This window comes from Paenibacillus sp. EB106-04-04-XG159 (assembly GCF_058791835.1).
Map to the genome: position 1 here is coordinate 200,029 of NZ_JBYTDY010000001.1, position 16,992 is coordinate 217,020.

The following is a 16,992-nucleotide window of genomic DNA, read 5'->3' on the forward strand; positions in this document are numbered from 1 at the left end:
TGAGCTCTTTTCGCATTAACTCGCTTGATGACAGCAACACGAGTTCGCTGTTTGTGACAAACGAGTTCAAACACAAAAGGGTGATTTTAGCATGAAGCCAATATCACCCTTTTTTTTGTCATATCAACTCTTATTTATTTCCTTTGCGCACCTTTAACAGTTTGCCTTTTATTGTCGTGTCTTTCATCTTTTCAAGCACAAGCGGTCCTTTGCCGTTCAGAATCTCAACATCTGTCACAAAATCGAGGATCGTAATAATCCCAATATCGTCTGCGGTTACCCCGTCAAGCTTAGCGATTGTCCCGACAAAGTCTACGGCTCTAAGTTTTTTCTTCTTGCCGCCATTGAAGTTAAGCTTCATAATTTGCTTGTTTAATTGCTCGCGTTTATCTTTTTTCAGTTCAGGCTTAATATTTAGTTTCTGTTCAAAATCTTCTCTATGGCGGTCAACTTCCTCTTCGGAGGGAGCTTTTACTTTCGGAATCGCGAATCCAATATACGCCTCAATTTCGGCTAATCGCTTGAAATCCTTCGGCGTGACGAGGGTAATTGCTTTACCCGTTTTGCCTGCACGACCTGTACGTCCCGTGCGATGAACATAGCTTTCTTTCTCAAGTGGAACATCGTAATTAATAACATGGGTAATATTCGAGATATCGATACCCCTAGCGGCTACATCTGTCGCAATCAAGTAACGGAATTGTCCCCTTCTGAACGCATGCATGACCTCGAATCGATCTTCCTGCTCCATCCCACCATGAATACGATCACATGAGTAACCGAGATCAGCCATTTCTTTGAATAGTGTATCCACATGCTCTTGCGTACGGCAGAAAACAATACAGCTGTCAGGACTCTCAACAATGAGTATATCTTGAAGCAGTGCCAGCTTATCCGAATCCATCACCTGAATAAGAGCGTGTTCAATCGTGGCCGTTGTTATACCGCTCGCTAGGATCTCAATTTGGGCAGGATTGTTCATATAATTGCGTGACAGCTTGGCCACATCCGCAGGAAACGTAGCGGAAAATAACATGGTAACCCTGTCACGAGGCAGTACTTGAATGATTGACTGAACTTGCTCAATAAAGCCCATATTCAGCATCTCATCAGCTTCATCGATAACGAGATAGGAAATCCGCTCTAGCGATAGCGTGCCGCGTTCAATATGGTCCAGCACACGCCCAGGCGTACCTACTACGATATGCGTTTTTTGTTTTAATTCGGCCTTTTGGATATAAAAAGGATGTTTCCCAAAAAGAGGCGTCGCCTTGATCCGCTTAAAGCGTCCAATATTCGTTATGTCTTCGTTGACCTGTAACGCGAGTTCACGGGTTGGCGTTAAGATTAATGCTTGCGGCTTATTTTCATTCCAATCCACTAGCTCGCAGAGCGGGATGCCAAAAGCAGCTGTTTTGCCGCTGCCTGTTTGCGATTTGACAACAAGATCCTTCTTCTCAAGCGCAACAGGAATGACCTCTGTCTGAACTTGTGTGGGTGTCTCATAACCCAAACTATTGAGCGCTCTCGCAATCTCTTCACTTAATTGATAATCTGTAAAATGCTTCTCACTCATCTTTAACCTCTTCTGCGCTATATTCGAATACTTATATATACAGTTCCACCGTACATCTATTGTATACTCATCCATTATACTCTGAACCCAATGGATTTATCGGTACATTCATGAACGAAAAGGACATAGCGTTGGATACCCTGAAAATTCCCCTTTTGTGTTACGGTGAACCGTATCACAAGTAGTGGTAAAGCAGAGAATCGAGTTTAAAGTTGTAAAAGATATTCACAACGACATTTCTTGCAATAGGATCTCTTTAATTCAATTCTTAAGGCCAAAAAAGGGACTCCCCCAAGGAGGTCCCTTTCTACTTGACTATAGGATTTATCCTGTACGTTTAACATAATACGATGAAAATGCGGAAGACGAGAACGAGCCAGCATTTTTAAACGGGAATTGATTGAATAAAGAATGCCACCACTCGTTGCTAAGGTCGTTGGAAATGGTAAACATATGAGGATTGATTTCTTCCTTTAGCTGCGAAGAATGCTGGACATGAAGAGCCCAAGTATCCAGTAATTCATTCAGCTGTTGCTCAACATCGGCTGAAAGCAGCAAATCTGACTTATGATCGTTCATACCTTCTCCTGCCTTTCCGCAGACTTCTTGATATTTAACATTCCGAGAGCTTCGGCAAGCTGGCGGCGTGCTAGTAATATTTTATAGCGTACTGTTCCTGCAGGCAAACCGAGTGCTGCACCGATTTCTCCGCTTTTCATACCGCCAACCGCCTTCATTAGTAATATGGAACGAAGCTCCTCGGGAAGTTCGCGAATGGCTAACTCCAGCTCGTGAAACTGCTCACGTCCAACTAGTAATTGTGATATGTCGCCATTCGAGTTTGGGAAGGCGTACAACTGCATTTTTGTTACAGCTTGCTTAGAACTCTGCGACTTCCGATAATAGTCCTTTACCTGATTGGAAGCAACAGTAAATATCCAATACAATTGTTGATCTTCGGGAATGCGCTCAACCATTTCTATCCTGTTCCATATTTTAACAAATACGTCTTGCGCCAAATCCGCAGCCGTTTCCTGACTCCCAGTTCGCCCCAGCAAATAGGAATACAGTTTTCGAGAATGTGAACGATATAATTGTTGAAATAAAGTCTCTGGCTTCATCGGCATATACGATCTCTCACACATCTTCTTTGATGTTAATATTTCCCTTTTTAGAGATAGTGAGATACTGAAGCAAAGGTACTATAGCTTTAGAAGCCGTTAAATCGCCGATCAAGATTAATTCAGAAACTTTGCTTCTAATCGACTCGATTTGAACATCATCGTCAACTTCAAAACTTCCGATTAGCACGATGCTCATCTTGTCTTCGAGGTATTCGAAAAAGCTGTTGGAGAATGTATCCTTTCCAATAAATATTCGCACGTTGGATGTATTCGAATAATAAATGACTTGACCGAACACACGAGACAAGGCACTTCCTATAACAACTTCGCTCCCTTTAGGCAAAATCAGCTGTCCAGCTACGACGATATCTTGGAAGCCGATCTTTTCCACCACCGAAGTAACGACGGCCTGCCCTGCAATAACCAATATGTCCTCAGGAGTACCGTTACTATTGGCAATATACTCCCCACTCAAAGAAACATTTCCGGACAAGAATACCACTTTTCCTGTCGTATGAGGAACTAAACAAATACATCCGTTATTGTGTTGAGGAATTCGATTCAAAGTACTGCTTATCGATTCTGGAGCAATAATAAGACCATTGTTGCTGATAGAGGTAACATCGGCCAAATCCTCTGATTTCACACCAGTCCAATCAAGAAGCCCATGATTTTCAATAACTCTCCCTTGAATATTTGCTTGCTGTAAGTTTTCCATACGCTCCACGCTCCCATTATTTTCTAATTACACTTGATATAACGTTTCTCCTTTAAAAGTGTTGAGAAATATAGAAAAATGTTTTGGTTAGATAACGGTACTTGCGGATGCGTTTTCGGCAAACGCTCTAGGATAGAAGCGGAGAAAGGAAAAAAGGATTGGTATGAACCTAATGAGCTAGAACATGACAAGAGTGGTCTTCCTTATGACCATTTCGCCGAAAAAGTTATGCCTCGGTCAGATTAAGGCCTGCGTGACGCAGTAGTGCGTTTCCGTGGATATAACCGCTGAGATCGCCTGACTCCCCTAAAACGCCAGCAAAAGCGATCGCATCTACGCCAGTAATGTCCTGTTGGCTCCATGCCGACGATTATTTTGGTTAGCTTGTACGAAGTTAGCAAGTTTGGGATCTAGCGATCCCAGTCTAAAACTTTATTTTCAAAGAATAGTTAGCTTTTATTGCTGCTGCGCTCAGGATGTGTGAGTGTTCAAGCGAGCTTAGTGCGTACGGGTGTTCAGCTTGCGCACCCATTCGCGAGCGCCTAATGCGACGATGCGCTTCAAGTCCTTCGGCTGCGTGATGGTGCAGCAGGCCAGCAGCTCAGGCAGAGCATGAGCCTGCAGCGTTTCAAGGGCTGCCTCCATGTAGCCCTTATAGGTAGAAGCGCTGCCGCCAACCATGATCACGTCGGGGTTGTATAAGTGCAGCACATTCGTGAGCGACAGCCCGAAGTAGAATCCCGCACGCTTAATGATCGAAGCGGCACGCTCGTTGCCGTCTTCCAGCTGCTGCAGAAACGTCGCCACATCGGTGCCTGCTTGCTGCAGGATCGCGTATCCGCCGGCGAGATTGTCAAGCTTCTCCGCCTTCCCATTCGCGCTGTCGGTCGCCAGCATCATATAGCCCATCTCGCCGCTCCAGCCCCTTGAGCCAAGCAGCAATTCGCCCTTCTCAACGACACCTACCGCGATGCCGGTGCCTGCCATGATGACGGCTACTGTATGGCTCTCCGCGTGATCCGCGGCTCCAGCTATCGTAGCCGCCTTCACATCATTGATGAACGCAACGGGGCAAACCGTTGAGAAATAGTCCGCTATTACACCGTTCAGTGTGGTGAGAAGATCGGTCATCTCCACTCTGTCGCTGCCATCCACGAGCCCAGGTATGCCCATTCCGATTCCATCCGGCGTGTAAGGCAGTTGAGCGATGAAGTCATCAAGCGCTTGTTTCATCTGTGCTCGCGTGCATCCTGCGCCTGTCGGAGCTCTATGCTCTATTAGTCCACCCGGTGTTTCCGCCATCATATACATCTTCGTGCCGCCAATATCAACGCCTACATATCGGTTCATACGAGATGTCCCTCCTCATCGCCTAACATAGCAACAGCACGGAACTTGAACGGAGTGATAGCTGTACTCTCCTGAACAAGCTCCATGCTGCTATGGTTTATATCATATGATTCTTGGATTCAGAACAGAATCGTTAAACGGTGAAGCTGAGCGCTGTAAGCTTATGCTTGCAGTTCAAAACGTTGTACGACCTCGACGATCACTTGAACCGCCTTCATCATGTTGTCGACAGAGACATATTCGAACTTGCCGTGATAGTTCTCGCCGCCGGTGAAGATGTTAGGTGTAGGCAGTCCCATATAGGATAGCTGGGAGCCGTCCGTACCGCCGCGAATCGGCTTCATGATCGGCTTGATGTCGAGCGATTCCATCGCTTCGCGGGCGATGTTGACGATCTCGATGACAGGCTCGATCTTATCTCGCATATTGTAGTATTGATCATACATATCGAGTTGGATGCGATCGTCGCCATACATCTGTTTGAACTCATCGACGATGCTCTGCATATTCGCCTTTCTCGCTTCGAACTTGTCGCGATCAAAGTCGCGTATGATGTAATGCAGCTTCGTCAATTCAGTATTGCCCTCGAAGGATATGAGGTGATAGAAGCCATCGTAACCATCCGTATGCTCTGGCGCTTCCTCCTCTGGCAGACGTGCATGCAGCTTCATGGCAATCTTGGAGGAATGAATCATCTTGTCTTTCGCTGTGCCGGGATGGACATTAACTCCCTTTATCGTAATCTTGGCCGCGGCGGCATTAAAGCTCTCGTATTCCAGCTCGCCAAGCGGTCCGCCGTCTATTGTGTACGCATATACAGCATCAAACGCTTGTACATCGAACTTCTGCGGTCCTCTGCCAATCTCTTCGTCAGGTGTAAATGCAACGCGAATACGGCCGTGCTTAATCTCAGGATGCTGAATCAAGTAGGACATGGCGGTCATAATCTCGGCGATTCCGGCCTTGTCATCAGCGCCAAGCAATGTCGTGCCGTCCGTCGTAATTAACGTATGTCCTTCATAGCGGCTCAATTCTGGAAAGTCTTTGGTCGAGAGAACGACGTTCAGCTGTTTATTCAAGATGATATCCTTGCCGTCGTACTGTTCGATCACTTGAGGGTTCACATTGGCGCCAGTGAAGTCAGTCGCTGTATCTACGTGAGCCAGGAATCCAATAGTTGGCACCTGCTTGTCCGTGTTGGACGGGAGAGTGGCCATGACATAACCGTTCGCGTCAATTGTCACTTCTTCCATTCCGATATGCTTCAATTCTTCTACTAACATGTTGGCAAGCGTAAGCTGTCCCGGTGTTGTAGGGCAGGTGGTGCTGTCTTCATTCGATTGTGTATCTACCTTTGCATAATTGATTAATCGATCGATTAGCTCTTGCTTCAAGTTCAATCGCTCCCTTCATCTTCCTTTATTTCATATTATCATGTTCTGCAGCTGCAAACAGTAACTATGCAGTACTGTCCTTAAAGAGTTGTTTGAATTGTAATCCTATCTGGTGTAATTTACAATATTGTTGTTAATGATTGGGAGGAGGCGGAGTCAGATGAAAATGGTATATGAGACGGAACGACTGCAACTACGAGTGTTTGAAGAGACGGATCATGAAGCGGCGGCATCGTTCTGGGGAGATGATGAAGTGATGAAGTATTGTTTAGGCGCTACACCGCTTGAACGCTTACCGAAGGTGCTTGCCGGATACATTGCATGCCACGAGAAAATGGGGCTGTCCGTATACGCCGTAGTGGAGAAGGCCAGCGGTACTGTAATTGGTGCCTGTGGCTTCAATGTAACGGAAGGTGTAGAAGAGGTCGAGCTCATTTATCATTATGCCAAAACCAGTTGGGGAAAGGGATATGCTACAGAAGCGGCGACAGCCTGTGTCCAGCTCGCTAAAGCGGACGGAAGGGTAAGACGTATACATGCTTCAGCAGATCCTAGTAATGCAGCCTCGTTCAAGACGCTGGAGAAAGCGGGGTTTACGTCAGCGGGTATGGAATGGTTTGAGGATACTGGCCAAGAGGAGCCGGTATACGAGTATATCATTCCGAAGCTTCAGTGAATGAAATGTTAATTTTTGCATAATTCCATCATATTTGATAACATAACGATCGATACAAACAAAAAAATGATTAAAAAAATCATAATTATCTCAAAACTTGAAGGAAATGATCTCCGAATGTCGAATATTTGAATGGAGATATTCTGCAGATTGGGTTCGATGAATCGTACAAGATGCGTGCCAGAGTAAGAATGATCTTCTTGTGCCATGAGCCCACAGACATTTTCAATTAGGGAGGAAGAGATAGAGATGGGAGCAGTAACAGCTATCGTCATTGGAGCAGGAGACCGAGGGGAACGAGCCTATGCGCCGTATGCACTGCAGCATCCCTCTGAGATTCGATTTGTAGGTGTGGCTGAGCCTATACAGGAGCGTCGTGAGCGATTTGCAGAGACGCATGGATTAACACTAGAGCAGCAGTATGATTCCTGGGAATCCATTCTGGGCAAGGAACGATTGGCGGATGTGGCTATCATATGTACGATGGATCGCATGCACAGAGAACCAACTTTAAAGGCGCTTGAGCTCGGTTATCATGTTCTGCTTGAGAAGCCAATGTCGCCTGATCCACAAGAATGTGTTGAGATGGAGCTTGCAGCGAAGGAACATCAACGCTCGTTAACTATTTGCCATGTGTTGCGATATACACCGTTCTGGCAGGCCATTAAGAAGGAGATTGATAATGGAGAGATCGGCCAGATCGTTTCTATACAGTTAAATGAAAATGTAGGCAACATGCACATGTCCCATAGCTTTGTACGAGGCAATTGGCGGAACAGTCAGGAATCAAGCCCGATGATTCTGCAGAAGTCTTGTCATGACATGGACATTTTAGCTTATTTAATGGATGAGCCGTGCGAGCGTATCAGCTCTTTCGGATCTTTGATGCATTATAATGAAGCGAATAAGCCTGCAGGAGCACCAGCTTATTGTATTCAAGGCTGCCCGGCTGAGAAGAGCTGTCAGTATCATGCGGTGAATTATTATATGAGTGAAGAGGGCAGAGGCTGGGCACGCAAGTTTGTGGATAAGGGAACAGACGAGGAGATCATTGCTGCATTGACGGATGGCCCTTACGGACGATGCGTCTATCAGACCGATAATAATGTCGTGGATCATCAAGTCGTGAATATGGAGTTCAAGAGCGGAGCTACGGCCATGTTCAGCATGTGCGGCTTCACGAAGGACAATACTCGCATCGTTCAGATTATGGGGACGAAGGGTGAAATTCGCGGCAATATGGAGAATTACTCCTTCGAGGTTACCAACTTAGTGACGAAGGAATCCCGTGAAGTGAACCTTGAGGAAACGGCTTCTGGACATGGCGGCGGCGACTTTGGTATTGTGGCGTCATTCCTGGATGGAGTGCGCAACTTTGGTCAAGAGGGCGTCGAGAGCTTGTCCTCTGCTTCTATCTCGGTACGCAGCCATCTGATGGCATTCGCAGCAGAGCAATCCCGCTTGAATGGCGGTACGCCTGTCGAGATTCAAGCGTTCTACAACCAGTTTGCGGCACAGCCTCAGAGATAAATCCATAGGCATAGCTTGAAGAAAAACTCGCTGACGGGTCAGCGAGTTTTTTTGTGTGCCAAGCGCAGTGTGCCGTGAATTAGCCTGAGCCTGTCATGCTTAATAGACGTTGACGGTCAGGCTGGGGTAAGCAGACATGATCTCATCAGCGTACTGGCGCAGTAGTTCTGGATTAAAGCCGATATTGCCGAAGAGCTGATGATCCGGTTGGAACGTAATGCTTGTACCCGTCTCCTGAGTGGCGCCAATTGTACGAAGCTCCGTATGTGGATGGCCCAGGCTGTATTCTTGACGCATCACCTTGCCATCGCGGCGAATCTCTACGCTAAGCTTGCGCGACAATGCATTAACGACACTCATCGTGATGCCTTTCTCACTGCCGGGTGCGACATAAGCCGCGCTAGGATTCAGATGCCCCATATTTGTGAGCACGTCTTGAATCCGGGACTTATACATATGCGATAAGGCAGCCGCTGGAATGCCGCGGCCATTATCCGCGACTGTAATGCTGCCATCCTCGTGCTGGAAGATGCCGATCTCCGTGCAATATCCCGCTTGATGCTCGAGAATGCAATTCTCGACTACAGCCCGCAGCAGCATATGACCATCGTAGCTTCCTTGCTCTGCGTCGTCGCCCTTATCGCCCAGATACTGTTCCGGATGATCGCGCGCATCCGTCATTTCCATATAATCGCTTGCATCGAACAATTCAGCGGCTCCCGTAAACAGCAGGAGCAGCGGCAGCGCGCGATGTGCGGTAACAGCATACTTGCCGCCGCGTTCTTCCTGATGGAGCAGATCAGCGCCGATCAAGGCCTTAATGTGATGATAGAGCTGGCCAGTCGTTCCCATATTCAATCGTTCTACAAGCTCAGGACCTGTCATTGGCTGAATCATCAGGGAGCGCAGAATGTCCACTCTCTGTTTATGCCCAAGAGCTCCCAATACGCGCGCCATCTTCTCGCTGTCCTGCTCCAGCAATTGATGGAGCGTTCTTGCCTGCGAATCCCATCGATAATGCGACTTCACGCTACGATATTGCCCCGAGTAATAAATAATACTTTCTTGCAGCTCTGCAGGCACTGGTGAATGATCTGAATGTGAGTCATGAGGAAGAAGCTTGTTGCTGCTTATTGAAGAAGGTTTGCATAATTGTTGGACAAGCTGCTGCAGCTCCTTCATCTGAGCCTTCAATTCGTCCATTTCCGTGCCATAATCCCGTTCTTTGCCCTGCACCATAGGAATCACCTCATTATTATTCGACTTCGCCAATGCGTATAACGTGAACTGAATAGCATATTATTACGTAATTACGTAATATCATAATTTAATAATAACAAACGAACCATAGGATGTAAATACAAAACGTTCAAATTTTTTACATGTTTTAGATATCATTTTTAGTTATACTCAAGAGCGCGAGCTATTTTTGTGCTAACTGTGAATCGTTATGTAAAATAAAATATAAGCAGGTGATCCGCACAATATGGAAATGGCAGCATCGTTAACATCCTATCTCACCGAGGATTATATAATGGCCCTAATTGAGAAGTACCGTTCATTCGGTCCGCTTCCGGGCATCCTATTAACCTTTATGAAATCCTTTATTCCACCACTGCCGACAATGGTTATAGTAGGCGTTAATGCGGCTGTGTATGGACTATGGCTAGGCTTTCTGTACTCCTGGGTCGGCATCATCTCCGGTTGTGTCGTTACCTTTCTCATCATTCGCAAGATAGCAGGGCATCCCTACATGGAACGCTGGTCTCAGAAGCCCAAAGTACAGAAAACGATGCACTGGGTTCGTCGCAACGGGTTCAGTTACGTATTCTTGTTGAGTATGTTTCCTGTAGGACCATTCGTCTTCGTCAATATGATTGCCGCGGTTGCGCGCATGCCCCTGCGGTCATTCTTCATCGCTATTTTGTTCGGCAAGGCCATCATGATATTTTCTGTTTCTATTATTGGTCACGACGTACAGCGATTTATAGATAATCCGATTCAACTGCTGTATGTGGTGCTGTTTGTAGGGGTGTCCTTATTCATAAGCAAGAAGATTGAAGCTAGGTTTGCAAGGAACTCCGAGACTCCAGAGCATGCGATTAGCAACGGTGTAGAACAGCGGGAATCGGTATAGATAAGAAAGAGGCTGTCTCATCCTGAAGTCAATGACTTCAAGGACAAGACAGCCTCTGTTGTTTGCTGCAATATATTCTACAAGTAGCCCCAGATCATCGTAAACAGTGTACCGAATACCGTTACTAGACCTACAAACAGGGCATAAGCGATATTAGTATACAACGATGACTTGCTGGATTTATCCTCATCAATATGCATGAACAGGAACAATTGCACACCTGTCTGTACCGCAGCAGTGATCATCAGAATCGCAATCTCCACTCCGTGTGACATCTGGAAGTCTGGAAGAAGGACCACCATCGCAACTACTGTAAGGACGAGGGAGAATACGTATCCCATTACATGACGCATCGGGAATAGTTGTTTCATATCACATCAGTCCTTTCAAGTATACGAAGCTGAAGATGAAGATCCATACTACATCCAGGAAGTGCCAGTACAGCGAGAATATAAATGACTTGTTCGCTGTATCCTTATTCAAGCCGCGGCTCTTTAACTGAATCATGATACCAGTACCCCAGAGAAGACCCATTGTTACGTGAGCACCGTGCGTGCCGAGCAGTACAAACAAGCTGGAAGTAAAGCCGCTAGTCTGCAGTGTCGCACCCTCATGAATGTAAGTCATAAATTCAAAGATCTCTACACTTAGGAAGCCTAGACCCAGAAGAAGCGTGATGCCGAAGAACCACATCATGGCCTTCTTCATGCCAAGTCGCATGGCGTTGACAGCCAACCCGATCGTAAAGCTGCTTGTGAGCAGCAGGAACGTCTCAATCAATACAGGCTTCATCACAAAGATCTCTTGTGCTGACGGACCATTGCCTGGTCGATTCCAAAGTGTCAGATATGTGGAGAAGAGAACGGCGAAGAGCACGATCTCCGCTCCAAGGAAGATCCAGAAACCGAATATTCGGTTTCTGTTCTCCTCTGTGCTGTATTCTAGCGGAAGCGTCTTATCGATCTTCATGCTTGTTCACCCCGCAATCGTTGTTCCGTCTCTTTAACTTCTTTCACCGAAATATGTCGTCCATGATCCTGCTCGAAAGAACGCATAGCGAGCATAATCAAAATGGCGATACCACTAATAATGGCAGGCGTCCACCAACTGAACACCATACAGAATCCTCCCACGAAGAAGAGAACGCTCAGAATAACCGGTTGTCCGCTGTTATTAGGCATATGAATCTCTTCAATCTTGCCTTCAAATAACGGATATTTCTTCTTCTTGAAGTCCCAGAATGCTTCCGCGCTCTTGACAGTAGGTACGATTGCAAAGTTGTATTCAGGAACTGGGCTATGAGTTGCCCATTCCAGTGTACGCGCATTCCATGGATCGCTGCTTGTTTCTCTTGGCTGGTAGCGGAAGCTCCAGTAGATGTTGTACACCAAGAGAACAAAGCCAATAGCAAGTCCCATTGCACCGATAGAGGCAAGCATGTTAAGCGGTCCGAAGCCTGTGCTTTCGGAGTAGGTGTACATACGGCGCGTCATACCATCCAACCCTAGGAAGAACAGTGGGAAGAAGGTAACGTTGAACGAAATGGCAATGAACCAGAAGGCGCGCTTGCCTTGACGTTCGTTGAGCTTGAATCCGAAGAATTTCGGGAACCAATAGTACAGACCTGAAAGAACTCCGAATACAGTACCAGGAATCAAAGTGTAGTGGAAGTGAGCAACCAAGAACATCGTATTGTGATATTGATAGTCGGCACTTGCCATTGCAAGCATGACACCCGTTACACCACCGATGGTGAAGATCGGGATGAATGCCAGCGCGTACAGCATTGGAGTCGTAAATTCGATCCTGCCTTTACGCATCGTAAAGAGCCAGTTGAAGATCTTGACCCCGGTCGGTACCGCGATGGCCATCGTCGTAACGGAGAAGAATCCGTTTACGACCGCGCCATGTCCCATCGTATAGAAGTGATGCGCCCATACGAGGAAGGACAAGAGTGAGATGGCTACCATACTGATAACCATTGATTTATAGCCGTACAGGTTCTTGCGCGAGAAGGTCGAGATGACCTCACTGAAGATACCGAAGGCTGGCAAGATAACGATATAAACTTCTGGATGGCCCCATACCCAGAACAAGTTAGCCCACAGCATATCCATACCGCCGTTAGCCATCGTGAAGAACTGGGTACCGAACAGACGGTCGAACATCATAAGCGCAAGCGCAACAGTCAATGCAGGGAAAGCAAATACGATAATAGCGCTTGTGATCAGAATCGACCAAGTAAACATTGGCATCTTCATCAGCGTCATGCCAGGAGCGCGCATCTTCAGGATCGTCACAATAAAGTTAACGCCTGTCATGAGTGTACCGATACCTGCGATCTGAAGTGCGATAGAATAATAGTTCATGCCTACTGAAGGGCTGAACTCATTGCTTGCAAGCGGGAAGTATGCGGTCCAGCCTGCATCCGGGGAACCCCCGATAACGAACGAGAGATTGAACAGCATCGCGCCTGAGAAGAACAGCCAGAAGCTTAAGGCGTTCAACCGTGGGAATGCAACGTCGCGCGCGCCGATCTGAAGCGGAATGACAAGGTTCATAAGACCTATGATAAACGGCATAGCCATGAATAGAATCATGACGATACCATGCGTTGTAAAGATCTCATTGTAATGCTGCGCATCGAGAAATCCCGACTCTGGTACAGCTAGTTGTGTACGCATCAGCAATCCGTCAACACCGCCGCGGAACAGCATAAGCAGCGCAGATATGATGTACATGATACCGATGCGCTTGTGATCGACCGTTGTCAGCCATTCGCGCCATAGGTATCCCCATTTCTTAAAATAGGTTAAACCAATGATGATGGCGAGCGTCGCGACGACGATACTGACCATAGCGCCGTAGATCATTGGTTCGCCGGTAACGAAAAATTCGTCCCATTTCATAGAGAGTAGACTCCTTTCGATGAATTCCTAGTTGCTAAGTTACTTATGCCCGGAGTGATCCATACCGGAGTGATCCGTATGGGCATCTTCCGTGTTATGGTCAGCGTCTGCATCTGCATCTGTATCAGCATTTGCATCAGAGCCGTGATTGTGTGAAGCATTTTCCCCTTCAGGCGGAGGACTGAATTCCAAGTGAGTAGAGGAATATGTCTCACGGCCAACAAACTCGGTTTCAAGCAGCGTATTGAACTCGTCTTCCGTCAGCTCAGGAGCAGTTTTCTTAACATCCTTCACCCATTCATCATAAGCTGCAGGTGACATAGCCAAAGTCTCGAACTCCATACTTGCAAAGCCTTTACCTGAGAAGTTTGCGTTCTTGCCCATCATAGAGCCTTCCTGTTCAGCGACAAAGTTAAGCTTTGTCACCATATCGCTCATGGCATATTTCTGACCGCCAAGCTGCGGGATCCACAAGCTCGTAATCGGGCCATACGAATACATGCGGAACTCGATTGGACGATTAGTAGGGATGTTTACATAGTTAACGGTTTCAATCCCTTCCTCAGGATAACTGAAATGCCATTTCCAGTTGGAAGAGGAAGCGTAGATTACGAGCGGTTTTTGATCCTCATAGCCTACAGGAACTTTTTCAACGGCGTTAGTAGTTTGGACGGTGACTACAGACAACACGGCCACGATAATAACCGGAATGAGTGTCCACGTGATTTCCATCCATGTGCTTCCCTCTTCATGCGGCGGTTCATAATCTGGAGCTGCCTTGGAAGCGCGGTACTTCGTCAGAATGACGACATACAGCACGTACACAACAAGCAGTACCGTCGCCATCATGATGATGGAGAAGATGATTACTTTAGCTTGTGTCTCTGCCTGAGGACCCATTGGATTAAGAACCGTAATTGGTTCACATCCGGTCAACAGAACTAAGAGGGATAAAAGAACGGTGAGTAAGAACCCTTTCTTTTTCATAACGTACCCCTTTCTCTAAGATGAACTATTATAATATAATTGGATAATAATTCTGGTCAGATATATAGTAGTCACAACTCGAAAAAGAAACATCACATAAATAAAACCACATTTTACAATTGAATCCAGTTCCGAGGAAGAAAAGAGCGCTTGTTCACAATTTTTTCTCGCAAATTCGGCGATTTACGTCCAATATCACCCGTTTTCTTCAACTTTGCATATTGTTCATAATTAACTCTGTCACCACCTTATTTCGCTATATTGTCACATTTAAAAACCTGCGTTGTGATAAAATTCACATCATATTTTACGGCGAGGGAAACGCAAAAAGCTTGGTATTGTGGGAAACAGAACATATTATCCTCCTATGGAATAGGTTGGATACAGTTTAATAACCACAGCAGATCGAATCTAATCAGTATCTATTCTTGTATTTATGTAATTAATGGGAACGCGAATAGAAGCCCCAGCAACTCTCGATCGGAGCGCTGAGGCTTCTTCCTATGATGATGTAACTATATTCAAATTCGGATGCAGCGGCGGTAGATTGTTTATTTTCTTCCTAATTCATTGAGGAGCTTAAGCCATTGATCCATCGAAGCGTCTACTGCAGTATCCTGAGATGCTTTTTCGACGACTTCAGGAATGTCATTAATTGGAGAGACGAGACGTTCTCTTTTCCGCTTAGCACGGACACGTCCGTATGAATTCATCAGTTCTTCCAGCTTCTTCTCATTAAGAACCTTCAAACGAGCTAATACGTCGTCCATTGACTTCAAATTATCCAATTCGATCCCTCCTCTCTAGGGAAGTAGGGTTCAATCTGGAATTAGAACACATCCACACGAACGACAAGAGCAAGCAAGATTTGAAAGAGTACCTGAATGTTGACGGCAATGAACGTATCAGTTGTCGTAATATAAACCTCTTTGGAGTTCTCAATGAGGATCTTCTGGCGATTTTCTTGCTCTACATGAATCTTCTGCATCAGATCTTGCACGATAGCTTCAGCCCGTGAGTGGCTTCCGATTGAAATACTGATTACAGCAACCAAAGCAGCTTGCAATGCGGCTTGAATAGACACAGCTATTTTAGTATCCGTTGTACTAACCTCGACGTTGCAGGAGTCCTTGATCAAGATCAATTCTCGAGAAATTTGAGTTGTTTCACTTTTTTGCTTCGCTTCTTGATTCACATCCGCATGATCCATCGGATGCTTGCAATGACAATTGTCTGTAGCCGACCAATAGAAATCTTCTTCTTCGCATTGTTCTTCTCTTCTCAACGTTGTACACCTCGCTTACATATTTAATTTGGGGGTTGCGAATCTTTTAACTAGTAGGATTAGAGGATATCTATACGAATGACAAGGGCCAAAAGAATTTGCAACAGAGCTTGAATGTTCAGTGACACATCAGTGTCTGCCGTAGAAACCGAAACGTTTGCTGAACGTAAGATGACTGTTTTCTGGTGATTTTGCTGTTTGACTTGAATCTTCTGCAGCAGTTGTTGCGTTACAGCCTTGGCGCGTTCGCCATCGGCGATCGAAATGCTGACTACGATAGCGATAGCTGCTTGGAGAGCCACTTGTAGAGAAGCAGCCAGCTTCGTATCTGTAGATTGGACTTTTACTCCGCACGAATCCTTAATATGAATCAATTCATGAGAACCTTGCCAGTTATCAATAGATTGTTCCGCATGTTGTTCTACATCTGCATCTTTCATAGGATCTCACCTCCTTTACTCTATTTCTATGTGCTGACAGACGGGATGGTATAGACGAATTGGTTCCTAAAACCCTATATTTTGAATAATAGGGCTAATATAGCGATGAGGCTTCTAGACATAGATTAATGGTTATATGAATAAATAAAGACGCCTAACGGCGTCTTTGAAGATTGGTGCAGAACTACCACTCTCTCTTGCGGCGGGGTTTAGGCTGTTCTTCTTTCTTCGGCTCTGGGCGTCTTGTCTTCGGTTCTGGACGTGTTGCTCTCGGCTCTGGTTGTTTTGTCTTCGGCTGCATGAAGTCTCGGTAGATTGCTTCCTCTTCATCATCATAGGTCCATACTCTTGGCTTTTTTCTTTCTCTTTCTTTTTCTATTTCTTTTTCTTTAGGTTGAGCGGCGGCCTCTTTCTCTCTCCTTGCTTCCTCTTCTTGAATAGCAGCCTTCAGCTTCAGCTGGTTTACATACTCAATATTAGCGGGATCCAGCGTCACTTTTTTGACACTTTCCTCATTTTTCTTTTGCGTTTTCATGAAGGTGTTTACCTGCTTCGATAGATCGGTGACTAGATTACGAATCATCTGTCTCTCATGATCCGGTAATGGCTCCTCGGGAGGAGCAGTGTCTGCTCCATTACGCTTGAAGGTGTCTAATATCAATAGATCGACTACACTGTTAGGTAATATAAACTTATTGTCGGGTCCTTTTTCTTTTTCTGTTTCTTCACTCAAGGTAACCGTGCCTCCTATATTTTTTTTGTAGACGATGTATTCCTGTATACCAGAAGTGTGTGTTTCTATGTGATTTATTCTATGTGCAGCCCTGACAAATGGTTTGGACGTAGGTTGTTTCATTGCAGTTTAT

18 protein-coding genes are annotated in these 16,992 nt (G+C 45.9%); 3 read left to right on the forward strand and 15 right to left on the reverse strand.

The features are described from left to right. Nucleotides 1–130: 130 nt before the first annotated feature. The 6 genes from AC3WTP_RS00920 to pepT all read right to left on the reverse strand — a co-directional run bounded on the left by AC3WTP_RS00920 (nucleotide 131) and on the right by pepT (nucleotide 6,162). A complete protein-coding gene (locus AC3WTP_RS00920; RefSeq protein ID WP_492392700.1) occupies nucleotides 131–1,576 on the reverse strand; it encodes a DEAD/DEAH box helicase in 1,446 nt (481 codons plus the stop codon). Nucleotides 1,577–1,900: 324 nt separating this feature from the next. After that, nucleotides 1,901–2,155, reverse strand: coding sequence for a hypothetical protein (locus tag AC3WTP_RS00925; protein WP_492392701.1), 255 nt, complete (start codon nucleotides 2,153–2,155; stop codon nucleotides 1,901–1,903). After that, on the reverse strand, nucleotides 2,152–2,703 hold the full coding sequence (locus AC3WTP_RS00930; protein WP_492392702.1) for an RNA polymerase sigma factor: 552 nt from the start codon (nucleotides 2,701–2,703) through the stop codon (nucleotides 2,152–2,154). The genes AC3WTP_RS00925 and AC3WTP_RS00930 overlap by 4 nt, the downstream gene beginning before the upstream one ends. A gap of 10 nt (nucleotides 2,704–2,713) precedes the next feature. Further along, complete coding sequence (locus tag AC3WTP_RS00935; RefSeq protein ID WP_492392703.1) at nucleotides 2,714–3,418, reverse strand: hypothetical protein; 705 nt, start codon at nucleotides 3,416–3,418, stop codon at nucleotides 2,714–2,716. Nucleotides 3,419–3,916: 498 nt separating this feature from the next. Next, nucleotides 3,917–4,768, reverse strand: coding sequence for an ROK family protein (locus AC3WTP_RS00940; protein WP_492392704.1), 852 nt, complete (start codon nucleotides 4,766–4,768; stop codon nucleotides 3,917–3,919). 161 nt (nucleotides 4,769–4,929) lie between these two features. Then, the gene (gene pepT, locus AC3WTP_RS00945) at nucleotides 4,930–6,162 is read right to left on the reverse strand and encodes a peptidase T (RefSeq protein ID WP_492392705.1); all 1,233 of its coding nucleotides are present in this window, start codon (nucleotides 6,160–6,162) and stop codon (nucleotides 4,930–4,932) included. 160 nt (nucleotides 6,163–6,322) lie between these two features. Between pepT and AC3WTP_RS00950 the strand changes: the two genes are divergently transcribed. Together AC3WTP_RS00950 and AC3WTP_RS00955 are read left to right on the forward strand one after the other, a co-directional pair. Then, nucleotides 6,323–6,838, forward strand: a complete 516-nt coding sequence (locus tag AC3WTP_RS00950) for a GNAT family N-acetyltransferase (protein ID WP_492392706.1) — start codon at nucleotides 6,323–6,325, stop codon at nucleotides 6,836–6,838. A 249-nt stretch (nucleotides 6,839–7,087) separates the two neighbouring features. Continuing rightward, a complete protein-coding gene (locus AC3WTP_RS00955; protein WP_492392707.1) occupies nucleotides 7,088–8,368 on the forward strand; it encodes a Gfo/Idh/MocA family oxidoreductase in 1,281 nt (426 codons plus the stop codon). Nucleotides 8,369–8,467: 99 nt separating this feature from the next. Here the strand turns inward: AC3WTP_RS00955 and AC3WTP_RS00960 are convergent, their stop codons facing one another. After that, on the reverse strand, nucleotides 8,468–9,607 hold the full coding sequence (locus tag AC3WTP_RS00960; RefSeq protein WP_492392708.1) for an ATP-binding protein: 1,140 nt from the start codon (nucleotides 9,605–9,607) through the stop codon (nucleotides 8,468–8,470). Nucleotides 9,608–9,854: 247 nt separating this feature from the next. On the opposite strand from AC3WTP_RS00960, the gene AC3WTP_RS00965 reads away from it, so the two are divergent. After that, entirely contained in the window at nucleotides 9,855–10,505 is a 651-nt protein-coding gene (locus AC3WTP_RS00965; protein ID WP_492392709.1) for a TVP38/TMEM64 family protein, read from the forward strand. 77 nt (nucleotides 10,506–10,582) lie between these two features. On the opposite strand, the gene qoxD is transcribed toward AC3WTP_RS00965, so the two are convergent. The 8 genes from qoxD to AC3WTP_RS01005 form a co-directional block, all read right to left on the reverse strand. Beyond that, on the reverse strand, nucleotides 10,583–10,876 hold the full coding sequence (gene qoxD, locus AC3WTP_RS00970; protein WP_492392710.1) for a cytochrome aa3 quinol oxidase subunit IV: 294 nt from the start codon (nucleotides 10,874–10,876) through the stop codon (nucleotides 10,583–10,585). Between the two features lies 1 nt (nucleotide 10,877). Further along, nucleotides 10,878–11,474, reverse strand: a complete 597-nt coding sequence (gene qoxC / locus AC3WTP_RS00975; protein ID WP_492392711.1) for a cytochrome aa3 quinol oxidase subunit III — start codon at nucleotides 11,472–11,474, stop codon at nucleotides 10,878–10,880. Beyond that, nucleotides 11,471–13,414: a cytochrome aa3 quinol oxidase subunit I gene (qoxB, locus tag AC3WTP_RS00980; RefSeq protein WP_492392712.1), complete on the reverse strand. Its 1,944-nt coding sequence runs from the start codon at nucleotides 13,412–13,414 to the stop codon at nucleotides 11,471–11,473. The genes qoxC and qoxB overlap by 4 nt, the downstream gene beginning before the upstream one ends. Before the next feature lie 39 nt (nucleotides 13,415–13,453). Continuing rightward, a complete protein-coding gene (gene qoxA, locus AC3WTP_RS00985) occupies nucleotides 13,454–14,401 on the reverse strand; it encodes a cytochrome aa3 quinol oxidase subunit II (protein ID WP_492392713.1) in 948 nt (315 codons plus the stop codon). A gap of 551 nt (nucleotides 14,402–14,952) precedes the next feature. Beyond that, nucleotides 14,953–15,189, reverse strand: a complete 237-nt coding sequence (locus AC3WTP_RS00990) for a hypothetical protein (RefSeq protein WP_492392714.1) — start codon at nucleotides 15,187–15,189, stop codon at nucleotides 14,953–14,955. Between the two features lie 41 nt (nucleotides 15,190–15,230). After that, nucleotides 15,231–15,686, reverse strand: a complete 456-nt coding sequence (locus AC3WTP_RS00995; protein WP_492392715.1) for a spore coat protein — start codon at nucleotides 15,684–15,686, stop codon at nucleotides 15,231–15,233. A 59-nt stretch (nucleotides 15,687–15,745) separates the two neighbouring features. Beyond that, nucleotides 15,746–16,126, reverse strand: a complete 381-nt coding sequence (locus AC3WTP_RS01000) for a spore coat protein (protein WP_492392716.1) — start codon at nucleotides 16,124–16,126, stop codon at nucleotides 15,746–15,748. Between the two features lie 184 nt (nucleotides 16,127–16,310). Beyond that, on the reverse strand, nucleotides 16,311–16,859 hold the full coding sequence (locus AC3WTP_RS01005; protein WP_492392717.1) for a hypothetical protein: 549 nt from the start codon (nucleotides 16,857–16,859) through the stop codon (nucleotides 16,311–16,313). Nucleotides 16,860–16,992: the final 133 nt, after the last annotated feature.